Origin of the sequence: Bartonella sp. AP280QHHD, from assembly GCF_042196125.1 — a bacterium.
Lineage (GTDB): Bacteria > Pseudomonadota > Alphaproteobacteria > Rhizobiales > Rhizobiaceae > Bartonella.
Map to the genome: position 1 here is coordinate 31,701 of NZ_JBHIPQ010000015.1, position 22,269 is coordinate 53,969.

General features: G+C 41.4%; 15 protein-coding genes. 6 read left to right on the top strand and 9 right to left on the bottom strand.

The genetic code is table 11. The features are described from left to right. Positions 1-276: 276 nt before the first annotated feature. A complete protein-coding gene (gene clpB, locus ACFIMK_RS01115; protein ID WP_375682668.1) occupies positions 277-2,856 on the bottom strand; it encodes an ATP-dependent chaperone ClpB in 2,580 nt (859 codons plus the stop codon). Positions 2,857-3,312: 456 nt separating this feature from the next. On the opposite strand from clpB, the gene ACFIMK_RS01120 reads away from it, so the two are divergent. Further along, on the top strand, positions 3,313-4,344 hold the full coding sequence (locus ACFIMK_RS01120) for a DUF3472 domain-containing protein (protein WP_375682669.1): 1,032 nt from the start codon (positions 3,313-3,315) through the stop codon (positions 4,342-4,344). 607 nt (positions 4,345-4,951) lie between these two features. On the opposite strand, the gene ACFIMK_RS01125 is transcribed toward ACFIMK_RS01120, so the two are convergent. Beyond that, entirely contained in the window at positions 4,952-5,089 is a 138-nt protein-coding gene (locus ACFIMK_RS01125) for a hypothetical protein (protein WP_375638510.1), read from the bottom strand. Between the two features lie 1,720 nt (positions 5,090-6,809). On the opposite strand from ACFIMK_RS01125, the gene ACFIMK_RS01130 reads away from it, so the two are divergent. After that, a complete protein-coding gene (locus ACFIMK_RS01130; RefSeq protein ID WP_375681374.1) occupies positions 6,810-7,181 on the top strand; it encodes a helix-turn-helix domain-containing protein in 372 nt (123 codons plus the stop codon). A 428-nt stretch (positions 7,182-7,609) separates the two neighbouring features. On the opposite strand, the gene ACFIMK_RS01135 is transcribed toward ACFIMK_RS01130, so the two are convergent. From ACFIMK_RS01135 to infA, 4 genes are all read right to left on the bottom strand, one after another. Next, positions 7,610-8,818: an MFS transporter gene (locus ACFIMK_RS01135; RefSeq protein ID WP_375682973.1), complete on the bottom strand. Its 1,209-nt coding sequence runs from the start codon at positions 8,816-8,818 to the stop codon at positions 7,610-7,612. A 1,557-nt stretch (positions 8,819-10,375) separates the two neighbouring features. Beyond that, positions 10,376-10,660 carry a DNA gyrase inhibitor YacG gene (gene yacG, locus ACFIMK_RS01140; RefSeq protein WP_375611670.1) on the bottom strand — a complete coding sequence of 95 codons (285 nt, stop codon included), beginning with the start codon at positions 10,658-10,660 and terminating at the stop codon, positions 10,376-10,378. Between the two features lie 21 nt (positions 10,661-10,681). Next, entirely contained in the window at positions 10,682-11,395 is a 714-nt protein-coding gene (locus ACFIMK_RS01145) for a Maf family nucleotide pyrophosphatase (RefSeq protein ID WP_375611669.1), read from the bottom strand. A gap of 232 nt (positions 11,396-11,627) precedes the next feature. Continuing rightward, a complete protein-coding gene (gene infA, locus ACFIMK_RS01150) occupies positions 11,628-11,846 on the bottom strand; it encodes a translation initiation factor IF-1 (protein ID WP_004857577.1) in 219 nt (72 codons plus the stop codon). Between the two features lie 3,298 nt (positions 11,847-15,144). Between infA and ACFIMK_RS01155 the strand changes: the two genes are divergently transcribed. Together ACFIMK_RS01155 and ACFIMK_RS01160 are read left to right on the top strand one after the other, a co-directional pair. Next, positions 15,145-15,516 (top strand): helix-turn-helix domain-containing protein, encoded by a 372-nt coding sequence (locus ACFIMK_RS01155; RefSeq protein ID WP_375682724.1) that lies wholly within the window; start codon positions 15,145-15,147, stop codon positions 15,514-15,516. Between the two features lie 745 nt (positions 15,517-16,261). Next, entirely contained in the window at positions 16,262-16,627 is a 366-nt protein-coding gene (locus ACFIMK_RS01160; protein WP_375638485.1) for a helix-turn-helix domain-containing protein, read from the top strand. A gap of 1,060 nt (positions 16,628-17,687) precedes the next feature. Here the strand turns inward: ACFIMK_RS01160 and ACFIMK_RS01165 are convergent. From ACFIMK_RS01165 to ACFIMK_RS01175, 3 genes are all read right to left on the bottom strand, one after another. Then, positions 17,688-17,831 carry a hypothetical protein gene (locus ACFIMK_RS01165; protein WP_375638483.1) on the bottom strand — a complete coding sequence of 48 codons (144 nt, stop codon included), beginning with the start codon at positions 17,829-17,831 and terminating at the stop codon, positions 17,688-17,690. A gap of 708 nt (positions 17,832-18,539) precedes the next feature. Further along, positions 18,540-19,121: a disulfide bond formation protein B gene (locus tag ACFIMK_RS01170; protein WP_375613594.1), complete on the bottom strand. Its 582-nt coding sequence runs from the start codon at positions 19,119-19,121 to the stop codon at positions 18,540-18,542. Between the two features lie 10 nt (positions 19,122-19,131). Continuing rightward, a complete protein-coding gene (locus ACFIMK_RS01175) occupies positions 19,132-19,284 on the bottom strand; it encodes a DUF5993 family protein (protein WP_273790835.1) in 153 nt (50 codons plus the stop codon). A gap of 803 nt (positions 19,285-20,087) precedes the next feature. Here ACFIMK_RS01175 and purE point away from each other — a divergent pair. Then, entirely contained in the window at positions 20,088-20,585 is a 498-nt protein-coding gene (gene purE / locus ACFIMK_RS01180) for a 5-(carboxyamino)imidazole ribonucleotide mutase (RefSeq protein ID WP_375610656.1), read from the top strand. A 199-nt stretch (positions 20,586-20,784) separates the two neighbouring features. Then, positions 20,785-21,867, top strand: coding sequence for a 5-(carboxyamino)imidazole ribonucleotide synthase (locus tag ACFIMK_RS01185; RefSeq protein WP_375613631.1), 1,083 nt, complete (start codon positions 20,785-20,787; stop codon positions 21,865-21,867). The last annotated feature ends 402 nt before the right edge of the window (positions 21,868-22,269 follow it).

The following is a 22,269-nucleotide window of genomic DNA, read 5'->3' on the forward strand; positions in this document are numbered from 1 at the left end:
TCTAACGTTTTTACGCACAAAGCAATAAAGCAATCCCGCTTGTGACTTCACTTATAAAATTGCAAGAAAATAGTTTTCACGACAAACAGAAGTAAAAGAATCCTACGATATTCGAAAACGCTGATTTAACATGCAAAAACACCAGCCACTCCCTTTGCTTTGCAATAAAATACCGCTGTCTCATCGTGAATTTTTCTAAATCAGCACGCCTCAAAGAGCGGTGTTTATCACATAATAGGATTATCACCGCCCTTTATAGCGTGAATTTTTCCACACTTAATCTTCAGGCAAAAATTCCAACCGATCTCCTTGTTTTGTAATTTTCACCGTCGTCTCATCATGAATTTTTCCAAATAAGATATTTTCCGCCAGTGGGTCTTGAATTTCTTTTTGGATAATCCGTTTAAGGGGACGCGCACCATAGAGCGGATCATAGCCCTTATCGGCAAGAAATTTTCTCACCTCTGGCTCGATTTGCAAAGTTATTTTGCGTTCATTGAGCAAATTTTGCAAATGTTCTATCTGAATATCGACGATCGCTTCCATATCGTGACGTTGCAGCCTTTGAAAGAGAATAATCTCATCAATACGGTTTAAAAATTCAGGACGGAAAGCCGCTTTAACGACATTCATAACATCATTTTTTGCCTGATCGGTTGTTTGCCCTTCAGGCAAAGCAGTTAAAAACTCAGCACCAAGATTAGAAGTCATAATCAGCAAGGTATTGCGAAAATCGACGGTACGTCCTTGACTATCAGTCAAGCGTCCCTCATCCAACACTTGCAACAAGAGATTAAAAATATCAGGGTGTGCTTTTTCAATTTCGTCAAACAGAATGACCTGGTAAGGTCTTCTACGTACAGCTTCAGTCAGCACCCCCCCCTCTTCATATCCAACATATCCAGGAGGTGCCCCAATCAGCCGCGCCCCGGCATGCTTTTCCATATATTCCGACATATCGATGCGCAACATGGCATTTGGGTCTTGAAAGAGAAAAGCGGCAAGAGCTTTGGTTAATTCGGTTTTCCCCACACCAGTAGGACCCAAAAACATGAAAGAGCCAAGCGGACGATTGGGATCTTGCAACCCTGCACGCGCGCGGCGTACAGCACGAGAAACAGCTTGAACAGCCTCTCCCTGACCGATCACACGTTTGCTAATTTCATCTTCCATCCGCAACAGCGCCTCCCGTTCTGCCTCCAGCATTCGATCAACAGGAATACCGGTCCAGCGTGAAACAATCCGCGCCACATGTTCAGCAGTAACCGTCTCTTCAACGAGATGATTTTGTTGGTCATCATTTTCCGCGATACTCAATTGTTTTTCGAGTTCAGGAATGACACTATAAGCGAGCTCTCCAGCGCGTTGGAATTGTCCATCACGCTGTGCAATAGCCAAAGCATTACGGGCTTCTTCGAGTTGTTTTTTCAAATCAGCAGCATGCCCTAATTTTTGTTTCTCAGCCTGCCAAGCACTTGTCATCTCAGCGGACTGTTGTTCCAATGTTTTGAGTTCCTCCTGCACATTTTTCAACCGTTCTTTTGCTGTTGGCTCGACATCTGTTTTCAAAGCTTCCCGTTCGATCTTCAACTGTAAAATACGCCGATCAACAGCATCGAGTTCTTCCGGCTTTGAATCGACCTGCATGCGCAAACGCGCCGCCGCTTCATCGATAAGGTCAATAGCTTTATCCGGCAAGAAGCGATCTGTAATATAGCGGTTAGACAAACGCGCCGCCGCAATCAAAGCACTATCAGCCAAGCGCACTTTGTGATGTTGTTCATATTTTTCCTTAATACCGCGCAAGATAGAAATAGTATCTTCCAAAGAGGGTTCAGGTACAAAGACAGGCTGGAAGCGGCGTGCCAAAGCAGCATCTTTTTCGACATATTTTCGATATTCATCGAGCGTAGTAGCGCCCACACAATGGAGTTCTCCGCGTGCAAGAGCAGGTTTTAACAAGTTAGAAGCATCCATAGGACCATCAGATTTTCCAGCGCCAACAAGATTGTGCAATTCATCAATAAACAAAATGATCTGTCCATTTTCGGCTTGCACCTCTGCCAGCACCGCTTTAAGGCGCTCTTCGAATTCCCCACGATATTTTGCACCAGCGATAAGCGCTCCCATATCCAACGCATGAAGCTGTTTATCCCGCAAAGTTTCAGGTACATCGCCATTAACAATGCGCAATGCCAACCCTTCCACAATAGCTGTTTTCCCCACCCCAGGCTCACCAATCAACACGGGATTATTTTTGGTCCGCCGTGAAAGCACCTGAATAGTGCGGCGGATTTCCTCTTCCCGCCCAATCACAGGGTCGAGTTTTCCTTCACGGGCATCTTTTGTGAGATCCCGGGCATATTTTTGCAAGGCATCATATTGTCCTTCAGCATGGGGGCTTGTTGCTGTTTTTCCTTTCCGCAGCGCATTAATTGCCCGATTAAGCGCTTGCGGGGTCAATCCTCCACTTGTTAAAATATCGGCTGTTTTTGCGGTCTTTTCCATGATCAGCGCTTGCAACATGCGCTCCACGGTCACAAACTGATCACCGGCTTTTTTCGCAATATCCTCAGCCAGCGCGAAAACTTTTGCCAATGGCTGCGAAAGATAGAGCTGTCCATTTCCCCCCTGCACTTTAGGCAAAGCATCAAGTGCTTCTTTTAGCGCCTTTTGAATAAGAGTAAGATCACCACCAGCGTTTTGGATAAGCGATGCAGCCAATCCTTGAGAATCGTCTAACAACACTTTCAGGAAATGCTCCGGCATAAACTGCTGATGATCAGAAGCAAGAGCGCTATTTTGTGCTGATTGTAAAAAACCCTGCACGCGTTCGCTATATTTTTCCAAGTTCATTTTTTTTCCTTAAATCTCAAGCCATCACCACACTTTAACCTCTCCAATATTCCACAAAAGAAACATCCAGAAAGGATTTTCCAGCCTCTAAAAAACACCGCGAAAAAAGCAGCAAGAAGAAGAACCATAGTGCTAAAAAGAATATGGGTTTCTACAAGCCTCATAGCAAGAGGGAGAAAAAAAATACGCTATCATTTTAAATAAAAACCGCAACTTTTCTTATACCCCCATCATCACTCCCCTTTTTAAACCATCACCCCTAAATTCCACCATTAAACTTAAATTTGAACAGCAGAAAAGGAGCATGCAAAAACACTTTAAACAAAGTAGTCTTTACAGCATATAGTTTAGAGTAAACATTAAAGTATTTTCTCTAATTTTACTTAACAAAACATTGAATATGTGCTTTAATACTTATAAAGTTACACTATTTTTATTAAGATAGAGGATTTGAGTATGTACCATACTGTAAAAAAGGTTATTTTAATACTTTTATTCCTTCTGATAAGTAAACCAAGCTATGCCGTTTTTGCCGGCAAAGTTATTACAATAGAGCATGAATGGCTTAAAAATGCATCATTTGATCTATTTGTTTTCACCCAGCAAGTAAATTACGATGGTGGGCCTAACTCCATCTATTTCTGGGGAAATAAATTTGAATTCCAAAATGGAAAAAGTGGACAAATTGGTTTTTTCAACAGGAGCGGCCGTACCATTCATTTTTCTATCTGGAATGCAACTGGATGGAAGGGTAATACATGTAAGCATTTTACTCAGGAAGGTTCAGGAGTACGATGTGAAATTAACTTTCCATGGGAGATGGGACGCAGATATCGATTATATGTTGAAAAAAATAGAAATCTAGTTACAGCGACAGTAGTCGATTTTATAACGGGTAAAAAAGTGAATATTGGGACCATAGAAGTACCAAATACATTTGGACAACTCCGTAAATCTTCAAGTTTTGTTGAAGACCATTCTCGTTGGAAGAGACATCTCTCCTCCTGTTATGATTTAAGTCCGCAAAGTTCGATTTTTTTTGAGCCTCAAGGCATAAAACAAAACAAGCTACACGAAGGGAGTCTGAAAGCTTCTAATCAAGGAAAGTGTCAAGATTCTGACTTCATCCAAACATCATGTACATCCAACTTTTGCATGACAAGTATAAGCGACTTTGGAGGTTTAGCCTCGCCTACTACTAAACCAGAAATACAAATTTCCAATGAGAAAGATCTGTCTGCAGAAACAATTTCTAACGTTTTGAAACAAAAAGAGCTTGTCGTTATTCGTTCAAAAAATCGTTCTTGGGCACCCAATATCTTTTTGCCATCTCCTGATTCATTTAAGTGGAAATCAATCTTTATAGATCATCTAGCGGCTTTCAGTTCTACGCTTCACACCACTCACGGCACACAAAAGATAACCACAGGTCAAAAGATTATGTATATGTCTGATGGAAAAACTTGGAAGATTATGAAAAGAAACTAGCTTTTTTCTTCTTGATAAGCCCCTCACTCCCCTTTGAAAACAACTGGGGGTGAGAAAGTTTTTTTTCATTTCCCCACCACGGCTCCCTTTCCCAGTTATTTTTTCGAGCCCTGCTCTCATCCCTTTAGCTCACCTCATCATCATACTTTCCAGCGCATTTTCTCCATTCTCACCCCCTTTCAAAACCACAACACCCTTTAATAAAATCCTCACCTCCCTCTTCTATCACCCTCACACCATCCCTTCACGCATCCCTTTGCACTACCCCGCCTCTTATCCACACCCTCCCCCTTGTCCATAGGCACTCTCCCATTCCACGCACTCCTTTTTCTCTCCCATCACACATTTACGACTTACAGCACTCTTCATTCCAGCTTCCCTCCTCGATTCACAAGCTCTCGTTCTCTCCCCATTTATCTCACCCCATCCATGCAAAAACCCAACGTGCCCCCAAAATTAGCTCACCTCATCATCATACTTTCCAGCGTATTTTCTCCATTCTCACCCCCTTTCAAAACCACAGCACCCTTTAATAAAAGCCTCACCCTCCCTCTTCTATCACCCTCACACCATCCCTTCACGCATCCCTTTAAACTACCCCCACCTCTTATCCACACCCTCCCCCTTGTCCATAGGCACTCTCCCATTCCACGCACTCCTTTTTCTCTCCCATCAAACATTTACGACTTACAGCACTCTTCATTCCAGCTTCCCTCCTCGATTCACAAGCTCGTTCTCTCCCCATTTATCTCACCCCATCCATGCAAAAACCCAACGTGCCCCCAAAACACGCACAATGCATAAATCCATAAATCCTCCTCTTCACTTTTACAGATTCACATTTTTACGCTTTTACATCATTACAGAAAATAGCCAACGAAAGATTCACCCCACGCACTGCTCTGTAAACACTGCTCTGCAAAAATCTGATTTTCTTGTCTATTAGATTCCCCTGCTGATTATTTCATATGGCTATCCCACATATCAAAAAATGCTGTTTCATCAGACAAGACAAATAAGCCCTTCCTCCCAATATTCTCCACATACTCTTCTCCAGAAAACGCACTTAACACCCCTTTTCATCCCAGCTTTCCCCGCTCCATTCACAAATGCATCCCCCTACTCTCACCACATTCCACGCCATGATAAAAGCATACACACAGTACAAATCCTCCGCATTATTTTACGGATATACGTTTTCACGCTTTTACGTTATTACAGAAGTCAGCCAAATAAAATTTCCACATCACCACCCGCGCTGCACTGTAAACACTGTTCTGAAAACGAACCCAGCTTTTTGCCTAGTACCTTACAGTCTCCACCCCCCAAAAAAGACAGCACTTCACCAGGCTCAACAAATCAAGCCCTACCCTGAATATTCAAGCTCTTCACTCCTCCTTCAAATAGCGCCGTTTTACGGTATAACAGAATAGAAAATTTTTCATTTTTCTTGCCAACCTTCTGAAACTGCCTTATGAATAAATATCGTAAGTTTGATCGTCTACGCAGCGATCAACAGGGAACTAAAAGCCCTAAACCCTAACGTACAATTGAGCCCACTTTTGCGAATATCCTTAGAATTCCGGGAGTTTTTGTTATGTCCAGGTGCGTTTCCGCACTAAAAGCAAAAAGCTGACTAGGGTTCAGTACTTGTTACTCCCGGAATACCAATGCGAGGGCGCTCGCAACCGGAGGGGGGCTTGAAGTGCCAACTAAAAATCCACATTTTATCGACATTTCTGATTAAGCAAAAAACGCGATTTATAATCCATATTTCGCACTTTTTTAAAAAGTACCCAATTTTATAGTCTTTGAAATTATTTTCATTTCTCTTGCCAATCTCCTGAAATTACTTTATCACTTAAAGTGTGTTTTTGATCGTCCACGCAACGATCAAATAGGGAGTTGAAAACCCGAACGCTCAGTACATAAATTTATCCCGCTTTGCGGGTATCCCGGAATTCCGGGAGCTTTTGCTATGTCCAAGTGCGGTAAGCACTAAAAGCAAAAGGCTGACTGAGCTCAGTATTTTCAACCTCCCGGAATACCAATGCGAGGGCGCTCGCAACCGGAGGGGGGCTTGAAGTGCCAACTAAAAATCCACATTTTATCGACATTTCTGATTAAGCAAAAAACGCGATTTATAATCCATATTTCGCACTTTTTTAAAAAGTACCCAATTTTATAGTCTTTGAAATTATTTTCATTTCTCTTGCCAATCTCCTGAAATTACTTTATCACTTAAAGTGTGTTTTTGATCGTCCACGCAACGATCAAATAGGGAGTTGAAAACCCGAACGCTCAGTACATAAATTTATCCCGCTTTGCGGGTATCCCGGAATTCCGGGAGCTTTTGCTATGTCCAAGTGCGGTAAGCACTAAAAGCAAAAGGCTGACTGAGCTCAGTATTTTCAACCTCCCGGAATACCAATGCGAGGGCGCTCGCAACCGGAGGGGGGCTTGAAGTGCCAACTAAAAATCCACATTTTATCGACATTTTGATAGGCAAAAGAATCCGCCACAGACGCATTTCAATGAGCCTTTCCCAAAAAGAATTAGGAAGCCATTTAGGTGTCAGTTTCCAACAAATCCAAAAATACGAAAAAGGCTTAAATCGTGTAAGCGTAGGATGTTTACTCAAAATCGCCCAAAAACTGGAAGTTCCTATAAGCTTTTTTTATGCAGACATTGCTACAAAAGAAGATATCTCAACAAAAGAAAATACCCCACACCGTGATCAAGAAACCTATAGCGAAAAAGAACACACCCTTTTAAAAAATTTTAGAGACCTCCAGCCGAAAAAACAAAAAGCAATCTTGTGGTTGATTTCTGATTAAGCAAAAGCACAACAATCAACATACCCCCTGCCTAAAGTTTCCCATACCTGATATCACCATACCTCCAAGAATGATATTTTACGGCATATAAGATAATTCACACTATAGCTCCTCGTTTTCTGTTTCCATTATTGCTTCAAGTCAAGCTGATTAAGGATTGGCAGCTGAGTTTTTTAAGTTTGGCTATTCGTAGCAAAGCGGAGTTAAACAAAAATGACATTGTCGCTCAAAACCATGCCCCCTATTGCGTTTACGAGACAGTGGAACCGTATCAAGAAGGCAAAGCCCCGAAAAAAACATATGAGCGTTTAAGTAAAAATCAAAGATTAAACCTATAACGTCAAAAAAGCTGCTCTATGTTGGATTATCTCCACGTCCTCTAAATCTCAGAAAAATGATTTAAAACATTTGTTTTATTGATGAGCCAATCATTGAGATCGAACAATTAACAAAGAACGGTTCAGCAATATCCTGATAGCCAATAAACAGAATAATCCACTCAATCCAGAAAGAAGGAACAATTTTCCAGCCGAAGTGTGACCTAAAACAAACGCTCCAACAAAGGGCGCCACCAACATAGCTAAATTTTGTATAGACTGCACCCATCCGGAAGCCAATTCAATCTGTTCATTGAAATTGCTTACCAGATAAACGTTAGAAGATATGGAAAAGTAAGCGCTAACCATTCCAATAAGGAAAAAACAGAGCAACAAAGTCTCAATACGGAGTAAATCAAAGTAAAAAAAGCACACTGAGATCATGACAAAACCAATCATTGTTGACATTGCCGGCATTAACAACTCTGATATTTTGCCTGTAAGGGGTTTATGCTTTGATTGTTTCACACTCCAAAATCCATAGAGAAAATTACCGATTGCCGAAGCCGATACCAGCATCCCAAGAGCCTGTTTATTCATTTTCATTGCACTAAGAATAACCGGCAACTGATTATTCACCATAAAGATCATGGCAAAATACACAAACATCACCGCCACATAGGCATACCAAGTTGTCCCATAAAGCCTCTGCTTTGATTTTATGGTATTCGCTGTTTTTATCATGAGCGACGAGACAGGTTGTGCACCAAGACAACAAAACACCATAAAGCCTAGCAATGTCAAAAATCCAGAAAACAATAAAGTATAGGTATCTGATAAAAGTACAGACAGAGCACTCCCCAAAGCAGGTCCTATCATCTTTGCCGCGCTATTGATCATGTTAAGCACAGAATAGTAACGAGTCCGTCCGTTTTCAGGCACCGAATTTGCACTGAGAACGGAAATTGCAGGCATGGCTAGACTGTTGAATGTCGCTCGAATAACTGCCAGTATAATAAATCCTTGCAGACTCGTCGCCATCAATAAACCGACAGTACAGAGTGCCCGTAACAGCAGTGACGCCCGCAACCAATAGATCATAGAACGGTGACTTACCAACATTCCAATTGGCTTAGACAGAACGATACCAGGTAATAATGTTGCCGCTCCAATAAAAGCGACATCATATTGATCAGCTTTCCACGTGAACACAGATACGGTCAAAATCACGATATAATCAATCCAACCGCCAAATGACACCACGCCATTACCCAGCAAAAGCACCAACAAGCGATTTTTTACTGCCCCGTCTCTTTGCACCAAAACACGCGCCCCTTCTTTTTCGTTAGCAATACTGATTGAACTATCAATTTTTCCTCACACCCTAAAGGCACCAACAACTTTCACGCAACAAAGCACTAACAAGCGATTTTTTATTGCCCAATCTCTTTGCACCAAAACACGCACCCCTTCTTTTTCGTTAGCAATACTGATTAGATGATCAATTTTTCCTCACACCCTAAAGGCACCAACAACTTTCACGCAACAAAGCACTAACAAGCGATTTTTTACTGCCCCATCTCTTTGCACCAAAACACGCACCCCTTCTTTTTCGTTAGCAATACTGATTAGATGATCAATTCTTCCTCACACCCTAAAGGCACCAACAACTTTCACGCAACAAAGCACTAACAAGCGATTTTTTACTGCCCCGTCTCTTTGCACCAAAACACGCGCCCCTCCTTTTTCGTTAGCAATACTGATTGAACTATCAATTTTTCCTCACACCCTAAAGGCACCAACAACTTTCACGCAACAAAGCACTAACAAGCGATTTTTTACTGCCCCGTCTCTTTGCACCAAAACACGCGCCCCTCTTTTTTCGTTAGCAATACTGATTAGATGACCAATTTTTCTCTCACACCCTAAAGGCACCAACAACTTTCACGCAACAAAGCACCAACAAGCTATTTTTTGTTACCCCGTCTCTTTGCACCAAAACACGCACCCCTTCTTTTTCGTTAGCAATACTGATTGAACTATCAATTTTTCCTCACACCCTAAAGGCACCAACAACTTTCACGCAACAAAGCACTAACAAGCGATTTTTTACTGCCCCATCTCTTTGCACCAAAACACGCACCCCTTCTTTTTCGTTAGCAATACTGATTAGATGATCAATTCTTCCTCACACCCTAAAGGCACCAACAACTTTCACGCAACAAAGCACTAACAAGCGATTTTTTACTGCCCCGTCTCTTTGCACCAAAACACGCGCCCCTTCTTTTTCGTTAGCAATACTGATTAGATGACCAATTTTTCTCTCACACCCTAAAGGCACCAACAACTTTCACGCAACAAAGCACCAACAAGCTATTTTTTGTTACCCCGTCTCTTTGCACCAAAACACGCACCCCTTCTTTTTCGTTAGCAATACTGATTGAACTATCAATTTTTCCTCACACCCTAAAGGCACCAACAACTTTCACGCAACAAAGCACTAACAAGCGATTTTTTACTGCCCCGTCTCTTTGCACAAAAACACGCACCCCTTCTTTTTTGTTAGCAATACTGATTGAACTATCAATTTTTCCTCACACCCTAAAGGCACCAACAACTTTCACGCAACAAAGCTCCATCGACCTTCATGCAACAAAGCAATTTATAATTATCCATGGTAAACAAAACCTCTGGAGATAAGTCTTAGATATGTATTAAAACTTCCATCGTTGATTGAACTTAATCTGCGTCTTTGCGAATGACGATAATAAGCAAGCCGTTAATCCAGCTCTTAAATACATTTACGATAATCCCGCGCGCCTCCCCTTCAGTTTCCACACAAAAAACGCTTTAGCGTTCTTTTCTCAAGAGAACTCTTTATTCTTCTTCATCACTTACTTGTGGTGGGGGTGGTAAAATATAAGAGCCTGAAAGCCAACGATTAAGATCAATAGCTCGGCACCGTGTGGAACAAAAAGGATAAGAAGATTTTTGTGACATCTGACCACAAATAGGACAAGGATGCGGAGGACGGGTCTCTTTTTGCAAATTTAGCTCTTTTTGTTCTTGGCACACCTTTGTCATTGGCTTCTTCATTAACTTTTCTTCTGTTGCTTTTTTTTCATTTTTGCTTTTCTCTTTTTGTTGCTTTTCACCTTGCATTGATCTTACCTTAGAGTTTTTCTAATGCGTTTGTTCAGCCCAGTGAGTGAAAAGTGGATAGTGATAAGCGGTCAAGAGATCGGCTGTTTCAGCCAAAGGCAATCCCACAACATTAGAATAAGAACCCGTGATATGGACAACAAAAGCCCCTGCTTTTCCTTGGATAGCGTAGCCACCCGCTTTCCCTTGCCATTCTCCTGAAGCAAGGTAAGCCTTCATCATGGCAGAGGTTAAGCGTCTAAAGCGAACACGACTTTCAACCAATTTTACGGTTATTTTTCCACGTTCATTGAGCGCACAAATGGCACCATAGACCTTATGCGAACGCCCAGAAAGGTATCGTAAACATTCATAAGCCTCATCCTCGCTTTCTGGTTTGGGGAAAATGGTCCGCCCAACAGCCACCACCGTATCAGCCGCCAAGATAATCATTTTCTGTCCAGGTAATTTTTCTTGACCATTCTGCAACTCGTCTTGACCATTCTGACTGTACCAGCGCAAAATTTTTTGGGCTTTCAGTGCTTTTTCTTTTGCCAAACGTTTGGCAAGGTTTGCAGGATGTTCTTTTAATTTTGGCGTTTCATCAATATCGCTTGCATAAACCTGCTGGGGATCAATCCCTATTTGTGCCAAGAGCGCTAAACGCCTTGGCGAAGCGGAGGCAAGCACCAAATGAATTTCTTCTGTAAGAGTATCTGCCAAACGTTTTTCCCCCCACTCTCTTATATTTCTCATTTCCACCCCTTCACAATTGACTTCCCTCTCACCCCCTTTTAAGCGCGCCCCTTTAGCCTCCCTTTTAAGCGCTATTGATCTCCTTATCCTTTTTCCGCATCGATTTTACAGTTTTTCAAGGCTCTTCAAACACTCCCCTTTTTTCACTCATGAAAAGCAAACTAAAAAACTGTTAAAAAATAATAGAAATAATATGATAGCTTTTAGAAAAAAGTGCAAGCCACCCACGAGGCTACTTATAGCGATATGTAATACGCCCTTTTGTCAAATCATAAGGTGTCATTTCCACCATGATTTTATCACCGGCCAACACCCGTATACGATTTTTCCGCATTCTACCAGCGGTATGAGCAATAATTTCATGATCATTTTCCAGTTTCACACGAAACATCGCGTTAGGTAAGAGTTCAGTAACGATACCAGAAAATTCTAAAACTTCTTCTTTTGACATAAACAAACATTTCCTTTACAGTGCACATATTTTGTTAAGCTGCGCGTTATTTCCAGCGTTCATATCCTATTTTCTTAAGTTTGTGAATAAAAATTCCACAAAAAGGGAAAGGTTTTTCAAGTTTACTCTCTCATGTTCTCAAAAAACGTCATCCCACACCTTAAGAATAAAAACTTTTTTTTCACCAATTTTACCCGCTAATTTCCTTCAATTTTTATGATGATTTTGGTTTCAGTGTGACAAGAAATTACGCTAATTTTTTCCCCTAAAGCATTTTCCCAACACCTCTGACTAATCCCTCCACAACTTACTCACAATCATCCTCTCTCCAACTTTTCCTCACCTTCCACACCTTAAACATGCGCCCTTCAGATAAACACCACTCCCCCACGCCAGAAGCCCTTCCTTTTCTCAAAAACCTTCTCCATTCTTCACACACCATTCACAACATGCTTCACTGCCCCACACTTCATACTCTACGCATTTCCCATACAGCCTTCCCCATTTTCTCTCTCTTCACACGCTTCCTCTAAGCCACTCTTTCCATTTATGTTGTTCTTCCTACCTTCGAAAACACGATCCCTATACATTGCGTACCATTAACCACAACGCCTCTAACGACATAAAGCCTTTTCCTTTTTTACACATTTCCGTTTTTACGCTTTTACGTATTTACAGAATAAAGCCAAATGAAACTTCCACACCGCACCACTCTATAAACAATAGTATTACCCCAGCTTCTTGCCTAGCCAATCTCCCCAAGCACTTCAGATCACCCACCCACGGACTTCAGATTCCCCTCAAATGACACCACTTCATCAAGTACCATAAAAGCAAAGCGCTATCTCCTTCACACCATCCTTCACGCATCCCTTCGCACCACCGCCTCTTCCCCCTCTAGTCTGTTCATTCCTATTCCGCCCCCACACTCTCTTCTCCCTTCAATCTCCCGCAGGCTTCATCCCAGCTTACCACTCCATTCACAAAAACTCTTTCCCCCATTTATCTCACCACATTCCATGCCATGCCAAAAGCATACACAATGCACAAATCCTCTACTCCTTTTTCACGAATATACGTTTTCACGCTTTTACATATTTACAGAATAAAGCCAAATGAAACTTCCACACCGCACCACTCTATAAACAATAGTATTACCCCAGCTTCTTGCCTAGCCAATCTCCCCAAGCACTTCAGATCACCCACCCACGGACTTCAGATTCCCCTCAAATGACACCACTTCATCAAGTACCATAAAAGCAAAGCGCTATCTCCTTCACACCATCCTTCACGCATCCCTTCGCACCACCGCCTCTTCCCCCTCTAGTCTGTTCATTCCTATTCCGCCCCCACACTCTCTTCTCCCTTCAATCTCCCGCAGGCTTCATCCCAGCTTACCACTCCATTCACAAAAACTCTTTCCCCCATTTATCTCACCACATTCCATGCCATGCCAAAAGCATACACAATGCACAAATCCTCTACTCCTTTTTCACGAATATACGTTTTCACGCTTTTACATATTTACAGAATAAAGCCAAATGAAACTTCCACACCGCACCACTCTATAAACAATAGTATTACCCCAGCTTCTTGCCTAGCCAATCTCCCCAAGCACTTCAGATCACCCCACATTCACGGACTTCAGCCCCCCTCAAATGACACCACTTCATCAAGTACCATAAAAGCAAAGCGCTATCTCCTCACACCATCCTTCACGCATCCCTTCGCACCACCGCCTCTTACCCCTTAGTCTGTTCATTCCTATTCCGCCCCCACAACACTCTCTTCTCCCTTCAATCTCCCGCAGGCTTCATCCCAGCTTACCACTCCATTCACAAAAACTCTTTCCCCCATTTATCTCACCACATTCCATGCCATGCCAAAAGCATACACAATGCACAAATCCTCTACTCCTTTTTCACGAATATACGTTTTCACGCTTTTACATATTTACAGAATAAAGCCAAATGAAACTTCCACACCGCACCACTCTATAAACAATAGTATTACCCCAGCTTCTTGCCTAGCCAATCTCCCCAAGCACTTCAGATCACCCCACATTCACGGACTTCAGCCCCCCTCAAATGACACCACTTCATCAAGTACCATAAAAGCAAAGCGCTATCTCCTCACACCATCCTTCACGCATCCCTTCGCACCACCGCCTCTTACCCCTTAGTCTGTTCATTCCTATTCCGCCCCCACAACACTCTCTTCTCCCTTCAATCTCCCGCAGGCTTCATCCCAGCTTACCACTCCATTCACAAAAACTCTTTCCCCCATTTATCTCACCACATTCCATGCCATGCCAAAAGCATACACAATGCACAAATCCTCTACTCCTTTTTCACGAATATACGTTTTCACGCTTTTACATATTTACAGAATAAAGCCAAATGAAACTTCCACACCGCACCACTCTATAAACAATAGTATTACCCCAGCTTCTTGCCTAGCCAATCTCCCCAAGCACTTCAGATCACCCCACATTCACGGACTTCAGCCCCCCTCAAATGACACCACTTCATCAAGTACCATAAAAGCAAAGCGCTATCTCCTCACACCATCCTTCACGCATCCCTTCGCACCACCGCCTCTTACCCCTTAGTCTGTTCATTCCTATTCCGCCCCCACAACACTCTCTTCTCCCTTCAATCTCCCGCAGGCTTCATCCCAGCTTACCACTCCATTCACAAAAACTCTTTCCCCCATTTATCTCACCACATTCCATGCCATGCCAAAAGCATACACAATGCACAAATCCTCTACTCCTTTTTCACGAATATACGTTTTTAAGCTCCCCTTCTAATCATGATTTCGGAGCCGCGTGAGAGGGACAAAACAAGCCGTTAAGTTCTGGGGGTCAAGGACGCCGTTAGGCGCCATGTAATGGTCTCCTTGACCTTAAGAACCTAGGATTGTTAGTCCCCTCATTAAACGCGGGTCTGATCTCATGATTTTGGTGAGCGTTCCGGAGAGTTTGAGAGGCGGAAAGCCTCTCATTAAAAAATAAAGTTTATAAATAAAAACTATTTTCATTTGCCAATCTTCTGAAATTACTTTATCACTTAAAGTGTAATTTTGATCGTCCACGCAACGATCAACAGGGAACTAAAAGCCCTAAACCCTAGCGTACAATTGAACCCACTCTTGTGGGTATCCCGGAATTCCGGGAGTTTTTGCTATGTCCAGGTGCGTTTCCGCACTAAAAGCAAAAAAGCTGACTAGGGTTCAGTACTTTTAGACTCCCGGAATACCAATGCGAGGGCGCTCGCAACCGGAGGGGGGGCTTGAAGTGCCAACTAAAAATCCAAATTTTATCGACATTTTGATAGGTAAAAGAATCCGCCACAGACGCATTTCAATGAGCCTTTCGCAAAAAGAATTAGGAAGCTATTTAGGTGTCAGTTTCCAACAAATCCAAAAATATGAAAAAGGCTTCAATCGTGTAAGCGCAGGGTGTTTACTCAAAATCGCTCAAAAACTAGAAGTTCCCGTAAACTTTTTTTATGCAGACATTGCCACAAAAGAAAATCTTCCCACAAAAGACACTCTCTTACACCACAATCAAGAAACATACAGCGAAAAAGAACACACTCTTTTGAAAAATTTTAGAGAGCTCCAGCCGAAAAAACAAAAAGCAATCTTGTGGCTGATTTCTGATTAAGCAAAAGAGTAACAATTAATATTATTCCATTCATATACCCCCTTAAGTCAAATTCAAACCAGCACTCCATACCCCTCCAAATCACGCCATTTTATGGGATATTGATTTTTCTTGCCAATCTCCTGAAATTACTTTATTGATAAGCACGTGTTTTTGATCGTCCACGCAACGATCAAATAGGGAGCTAAAAGCCCGAAAGCTTAATACATAAATTTATCCCGCATTGCGGGTATCCCGGAAATTCCGGGGGCTTTTGTTATGTCCAAGTGCTTTAAGCACTAAAAACAAGAGACTGTTTAAGTTCAGTGAATCCAACCTCCCGGAATACCAATGCGAGGGCGCTCGCAACCGGAGGGGGGCTTGAAGTGCAAACTAAAAATCCAAATTTTATCGACATTTCTGATTAAGCAAAAGACGCGATTTATAATCCATATTTCGCACTTTTTTAAAAAGTACCCAATCTTATAGACTTTGAGATTATTTTGATTTCTCTTGCCAATTTTCTGAAATTGCCTTATAAATGAATACTGTAATTTTGGTCGTCTACGCAACGATCAATAGGGGATCAAAAACCCGAAACCTAAAACATGAATTTATCCCACTTTTGTGGGTATCCCGGAATTCCGGGAGTTTTTGCTATGTCCAGGTGCGATGAGCACTAAAAGCAAAAAGCTGATTTAGGTTCAGTATTTTTGACTCCCGGAATACCAATGCGAGGGCGCTCGCAACCGGAGGGGGGCTTGAAGTGCAAACCAAAAATCCAAATTTTATCGATATTCTGATAGGCAAAAGAATTCGTCATAGACGCATTTCCATGGGACTTTCCCAAAAAGAATTAGGAAGCTATTTAGGTGTCAGTTTCCAACAAATCCAAAAATATGAAAAAGGCTTCAATCGTGTAAGCGCAGGGTGTTTACTCAAAATCGCCCAAAAACTGGATGTTCCCATAAGCTTTTTTTATGCAGATATTGCCACAAAAGAAAATCTTTCAACACATGCCGCACACTATGATCAAGAAACATACAGCGAAAAAGAACACACCCTTTTGAAAAATTTTAGAGAGCTCCAGCCGAAAAAACAAAAAGCAATCTTATGGTTGATTTCTGATTAAGCAAAAGCGCACACAAAGCATAAATCCTCCGCATCATTTTACGGATATACGTTTTTATTTTACGGATCAACGGTTTGATGCTTCTCCACATTTACAGAAAGCAGCCAAATGAAACTTTCAAATTCCCCCCCGCACCACTTTGTAAACATAGGTTTGTCAACAATACAGCTTCTTACTCTAGCCAATTCCCCTGCTGATTTCAGATCACGACACCACAAAGGATAATGTTGCATCAAACGCGACAGATACGTCCTATTTTAAAATATTCTTGCCCCTTCACCACCCTAAAGTAAGATCACGCAAAGCACCGGTCAATCCCACTTCAAAAACAACTTTCCCCACACCCTCTCTCCTCTCTCGTCAACACACCCGCCTCTTCATCCAAGCTTCCCCCCCTTCATAAAACTCTTCATCCCCACACCCCAATCTTCTCTCCACATTCCATGCCATGATAAAATCATACACCCCACATAAAGTCCCAGCTTCCTTTTTTACATATTTCTGTTTTTACGCTTTTACGTATTTACAGAAAGCAGAAAATCTGTAAAAAATGCATTACACAATAACGTTTTCAACAACTGTCATTAAAAACTCGCCTCCCTTTTCATCTAAATCCCCCTATTTTCACTTAAATCATAGATATAAACCGCCCTATTATTGTATTGAGCAGCATAAAATTTTTCGAAAAATTCTAACGATCAAAAGGGGTCATAAGAAGCATTTTACGACTTTTAAAAGAATTTTTATTTACACCCAGTGCTTTTTTGTAACGTAGAAGAGCACATTTAATTAATTGACTATAAGAAAGTTTGAAATGAGAGAAGCTCTTCGTTTTTCTCATTCAACATCCGCAACGATAACTTATCCTTATAAGTCAATATTTTTTCGTAATACAAAACGTGCCAAAAGGAATATACTTATGTTGCATATTCACGCGCTTGTTTTAAAGAAAGATCTCTCAACGCTCCATCACACCCATTTTGCAAAACGCTACCCGTAAAGGAATGGTAAGCTCCCATGAAGTGTATAAAATCCATTCAGCCCCCCCCTATCTTTACGCTTATGGAAAAACAAGTTTACGCTTATAGAAGAACAAGCCGGCATCATCACAAAAACTCTGCCAGCTCCCAATGTTGCAGACAGCCTTCGGTTCAAGAGACACTTCATTAAAGGCATGCCTTTCTTGTACAGTTTTGACCCACATGGCCCACTCACTTATGATGTATAAGCCAAGTAATTTTAATTGATTTAATATGAGAGAACTGGTGATGAGAAATTTTATTATATTCAGCAACGCGCTTCACGTTAAAAAATGGTTATTTATTATTATAAATCAATATATTAATAAAGAAGAGAGTCATCATCAAGACGCTTACCTTTTTCTAAAAAAGGCTTCACACTGAAAGAAAACATCTAAAACTTAGATAAAAAAAAAGGTTTGCCTCTAATAAACAAACCTCTGCAGAAAATTATTCACATAACTTTCAAAATTTTAAATTAATCCCTCTAGAAGCAATAAAAACGCTTTAGAAGCACCAAAATGAATACAAAGATCAATTTAACACAATGTTAAGAAAAATCAAGAACAAAAAATTTTTATCGTTAATACACCTTTAAAAAACGAGGCTTCTTAACCTACGCGGTTCAAAAGTCCGGGGCTTCTTCTACAAACGCCTCCAAGCCAATCAATCCCTTCATCTCTCTCAAAAGACAGCATAAAAGGTTCACAGTACAAGTCTTCGCTAAAAAAATATCAATCGCCAGCGCTCATAAAAGCCAGCGTTGGTATAAAAGATCAGATTATCGAACAATCTTGCTGAAATGTCTTCCCAATAAATAAAAAAGAAGCGGATTCTTAAATATTTCCGCCTCTTTAACAATAAAAATTATGATGAGGGATTATTAAAAAATTTCAAGACTGTGAAGGGAACCAATTTGATAACAATTCATACCTTACAGGATCATCGGCACATTGTCCACCACCACATTCCAGTATGGTAGAAATCAAATTTGCCGCAATCAAAAACACAAATAAAAAACTTGCCGCTTTACTCAAGACTGGAAAAGGAGAAAATTCTTTGAACTTGTGTGCCAATTCGCCTAAAATCATGACAAATGAGACAGCAAAGATACAAAGGACAGAAATAATGAAAGCCCAAGTATAAAAATGCAATCCAAAGAACGTTGAACCATATCCTAAATCATCGGGTGTGATATGCAAAAACACTTGCCGTGCTGCCACAGCACTGGTTACCATACAACCAAGAATAACCATACCATAATGGGTATTTTTCACCTTATGGTGAATATTGAGTAAGAACCCACAACCTGCCAGCATCAATCCAACGCGCTGCAGCAAACAAAGGGGACAAGGTAACTCAAACTTTACCAATTGATAATAAAAAGCCACCACCAAGACAATAGATAACCCAAAGAGTCCTAGCGTATTCATAAAGATGACGAAGTGAGGATTTTTTTGTTCAACATGTTCCATGGCTATTCTCTCAAAAAGATAAATTTAAAGTAGAAGTTGCGTGATGATTGAAAGTGAGAAGAATGACAACGAATAAAATTGCCCACAAAGCATAACTTATATTTTTTTTACCACACATAGTCGTTACTGCAGTACCTAAAGCGATTAAAAATGGAAGAAACATAGCTTTTAAATCTCCTTTACATCCGTTGTTTAACTCTTATTTATTTCAGCGTTCACCATATTACAAAATTGGGCAAAAAAGAGACCATGGATTTATTATTCACAATTCGTCACTCGCGATTGATATTGCCATTATATTTAAGTGAAAAAACGATATAATCGCTCAGAAGCACATCTCAACAAAAGCGTTAAAAGCACAAAAGCGTTGATTATTCGCTTCCCCTTATATCAGCCATTGTTAAAGATATATCGACAATTATAAAGATTATATCCCCCACTCACAAAAGAATCACTTGAACAACAAAATAAATAGGCTTTGAAATCGAGAGATATACATCTCTTTTTTTCTCAAAAGAATATCCTCATTTTGCAACACATTTTTGACATAAAAATCTCTTTTTCTCATAAGCAATGTTTCAAATTGCAACAGATTTTATATCATATGGTGATCTTGTTTATTTTAGCAAATAAAAAATAAGACATTTTTTTAAAAAAAACTTATAATCAATGGCTTTTCCCCAATACATTTTTCCCTCTTATCTTAAATAAAAGACAATACCGCAAGCTCAACAGCCTCATGGGTCCCACGCCACCCCGTGACATTGCCCTCCCCCCTCACAAGAAGTGCTTCATGCCTTCAATACTTTAGTTTTTCATCTCTCGAGATCCCCTTTAAATTTTTAGCTTTCCGCCTTATTTGAAAAATAACTGTTTCTCTGTCATCAATTGGCTTTGCAAAAAGAATATAAAACTTTAAAAAAATAATGATAAAGAATCGCATTGAACCTTTGAAAAGGATAGAGAATGATGAAAAAATCATGTGATGTGGCGATTTTAATGGGGAGCCAATCGGATTGGCAAACGATGTGCCATAGTGCAGATATTTTGACGAATCTTGGTATTTCTCATAGTTCGCATATTGTCTCAGCACACCGAACTCCTGAACGCCTTTATCAATTTGCCAAAGAAGCAAAAGAAGCAGGGTTTAAAGTTTTAATTGCCGGTGCGGGGGGTGCAGCGCATCTTCCAGGTATGTTAGCAGCCCTTACTCCTCTTCCTGTTTTTGGCGTTCCAGTGCATTCTCACTCTCTTTCTGGTCAAGATTCTTTGCTTTCAATCGTACAAATGCCAGCAGGGATACCCGTCGGCACATTAGCAATTGGCAAAGCAGGCGCAATTAATGCAGCCCTTTTAGCCGCAGCCGTTATGGCCGTTTATGACCATGATCTCGCCCAACGATTAGAAGATTGGCGTCAACAACAAACAGCCAATGTCGCCCAAACGCCTGTAACGGAGGTTTAAAATGGCACCGTTTTCCACCCCCCCCTCATCCAACACCACCTCGTCCAACACCACTCCCTCCAACACCACCTTAGCCAACACCACCTCGTCCAACACCACCTCGTCCAACACCTCCTCAGCCAACACCACCTCGTCCAACACCACTCCCTCCAACACCACCTTAGCCAACACCACCTCGTCCAACACCACTCCCTTCACCATGTTACCTCCAGGCAGCGTCATTGGTTTAATCGGGGGGGGACAATTAGCGCGGATGCTCGCCATAGCGGCCGCAGAATTAGGATTTCGAACCGTTATTTTTTGCCCTGAAGCCGATTGCCCAGCCGCTCAAACAGCAAACAACCATATTGTTTCCTCCTATGACGATATATCAGCTTTAGATCATTTTATTTCTCAGTGTGATGTTGTCAGCTATGAATTTGAAAATCTTTCGCTTCAAACGGTTCAATATGTAGAAAAGAGTAAGCCTGTTTATCCTTCTTCCAAAGCATTAGAGATCACGCAAGATCGACTTTTTGAGAAGCAATTTTTGCGTGATCAAGGGATTGGCACCGCGTTATGGCACGCTGTTGACAATTCTTCTTCTCTTCTTTCCGCTCTTGATACCTTAGGCGGACGTGGTCTTTTAAAGACGCGTCGTTTTGGTTATGACGGAAAAAACCAGATCAAGCTTGATCACCCAGATGAACAAACCCTTGACGAAGCCTTAAGGACTTTTCAGGAACAGCCTTGTATTTTAGAAGAAATAGTCCCTTTTTTATCGGAAATTTCGGTTCTTTCGGCACGTACAAAACAAGGAGAACATATTTTTTATGACTGCCCTGAAAATCAACACAAAAATGGTATTCTTCATAAGTCCTTTGTTCCATCACATATTCCACTTGACGTGCAAAAAGCAGCTCAAGAAATCAGTGTAACAGTCATGGATGCCCTCGATTATGTTGGTGTTCTTTGTATTGAACTTTTTGTCTTAACGAATGGTCATCTTTTAGTGAATGAATTAGCACCGCGTGTCCATAATTCTGGTCATTGGACACAAAAGGCATGCATAACTTCACAATTTGAACAGCATATCCGTGCTATTTGCGGACTTCCCTTAGGCAGTCCCTATCGCCATAGCGATTGCCAAATGACCAATCTTCTTGGTAACAATTTTAGCACGTTAAAATATTTTCTGAAGCAAGAGCGCACCTCGATCCATTTATATGGCAAAAGCACTGTTCACCCCAACCGCAAAATGGGGCATATCATCCAATTACTGGGACCAGCCAACAAATCTTAAGCCCACATATATACAAATACTTTTTCACACTTTTCCCCTAAATGAACTGAAAAAACAACCTCTCCCCCCACACCGATATCCATCGGCTTCAAAAGCGCCCCTAACCTTTTAATTCTCCCCTGAAAGGGCGTGAAGCCCTCCTACAAGCTCCTTCTCTCTTAAAAACATCACCTCTTCCCCCTCCAAACCGCTTCATCCTACACGAACATCTCATCCGCCCTTAAAAACAAAGCTTCACTCCACACCAATATCCAAGCAGCACAACAAGCGCTCCCAACCCTTCAACTCCACCCCCTAGCTCTTCTCCCCTTCCTTTTCTCAAAAATATCCCCCCACGGCTCAAAACAATCCACCAACCCCCAACTTCACTACCCCTCCACCTCCCACAGCATAAATATTCCC

Bases quoted from the DNA above. Each gene is read 5' to 3' on its own strand.
- ACFIMK_RS01185 (WP_375613631.1), top strand. From the start codon at position 20,785: ATGTTACCTCCAGGCAGCGTCATTGGTTTAATCGGGGGGGGACAATTA.
- infA (WP_004857577.1), bottom strand. From the start codon at position 11,846: ATGTCAAAAGAAGAAGTTTTAGAATTTTCTGGTATCGTTACTGAACTC.
- yacG (WP_375611670.1), bottom strand. From the start codon at position 10,660: ATGCAAGGTGAAAAGCAACAAAAAGAGAAAAGCAAAAATGAAAAAAAA.
- ACFIMK_RS01165 (WP_375638483.1), bottom strand. From the start codon at position 17,831: ATGTGGGTCAAAACTGTACAAGAAAGGCATGCCTTTAATGAAGTGTCT.
- purE (WP_375610656.1), top strand. From the start codon at position 20,088: ATGATGAAAAAATCATGTGATGTGGCGATTTTAATGGGGAGCCAATCG.
- clpB (WP_375682668.1), bottom strand. From the start codon at position 2,856: ATGAACTTGGAAAAATATAGCGAACGCGTGCAGGGTTTTTTACAATCA.
- ACFIMK_RS01120 (WP_375682669.1), top strand. From the start codon at position 3,313: ATGTACCATACTGTAAAAAAGGTTATTTTAATACTTTTATTCCTTCTG.
- ACFIMK_RS01125 (WP_375638510.1), bottom strand. From the start codon at position 5,089: ATGGGGAGAGAACGAGCTTGTGAATCGAGGAGGGAAGCTGGAATGAAG.
- ACFIMK_RS01145 (WP_375611669.1), bottom strand. From the start codon at position 11,395: ATGAGAAATATAAGAGAGTGGGGGGAAAAACGTTTGGCAGATACTCTT.
- ACFIMK_RS01170 (WP_375613594.1), bottom strand. From the start codon at position 19,121: ATGGAACATGTTGAACAAAAAAATCCTCACTTCGTCATCTTTATGAAT.
- ACFIMK_RS01175 (WP_273790835.1), bottom strand. From the start codon at position 19,284: ATGTTTCTTCCATTTTTAATCGCTTTAGGTACTGCAGTAACGACTATG.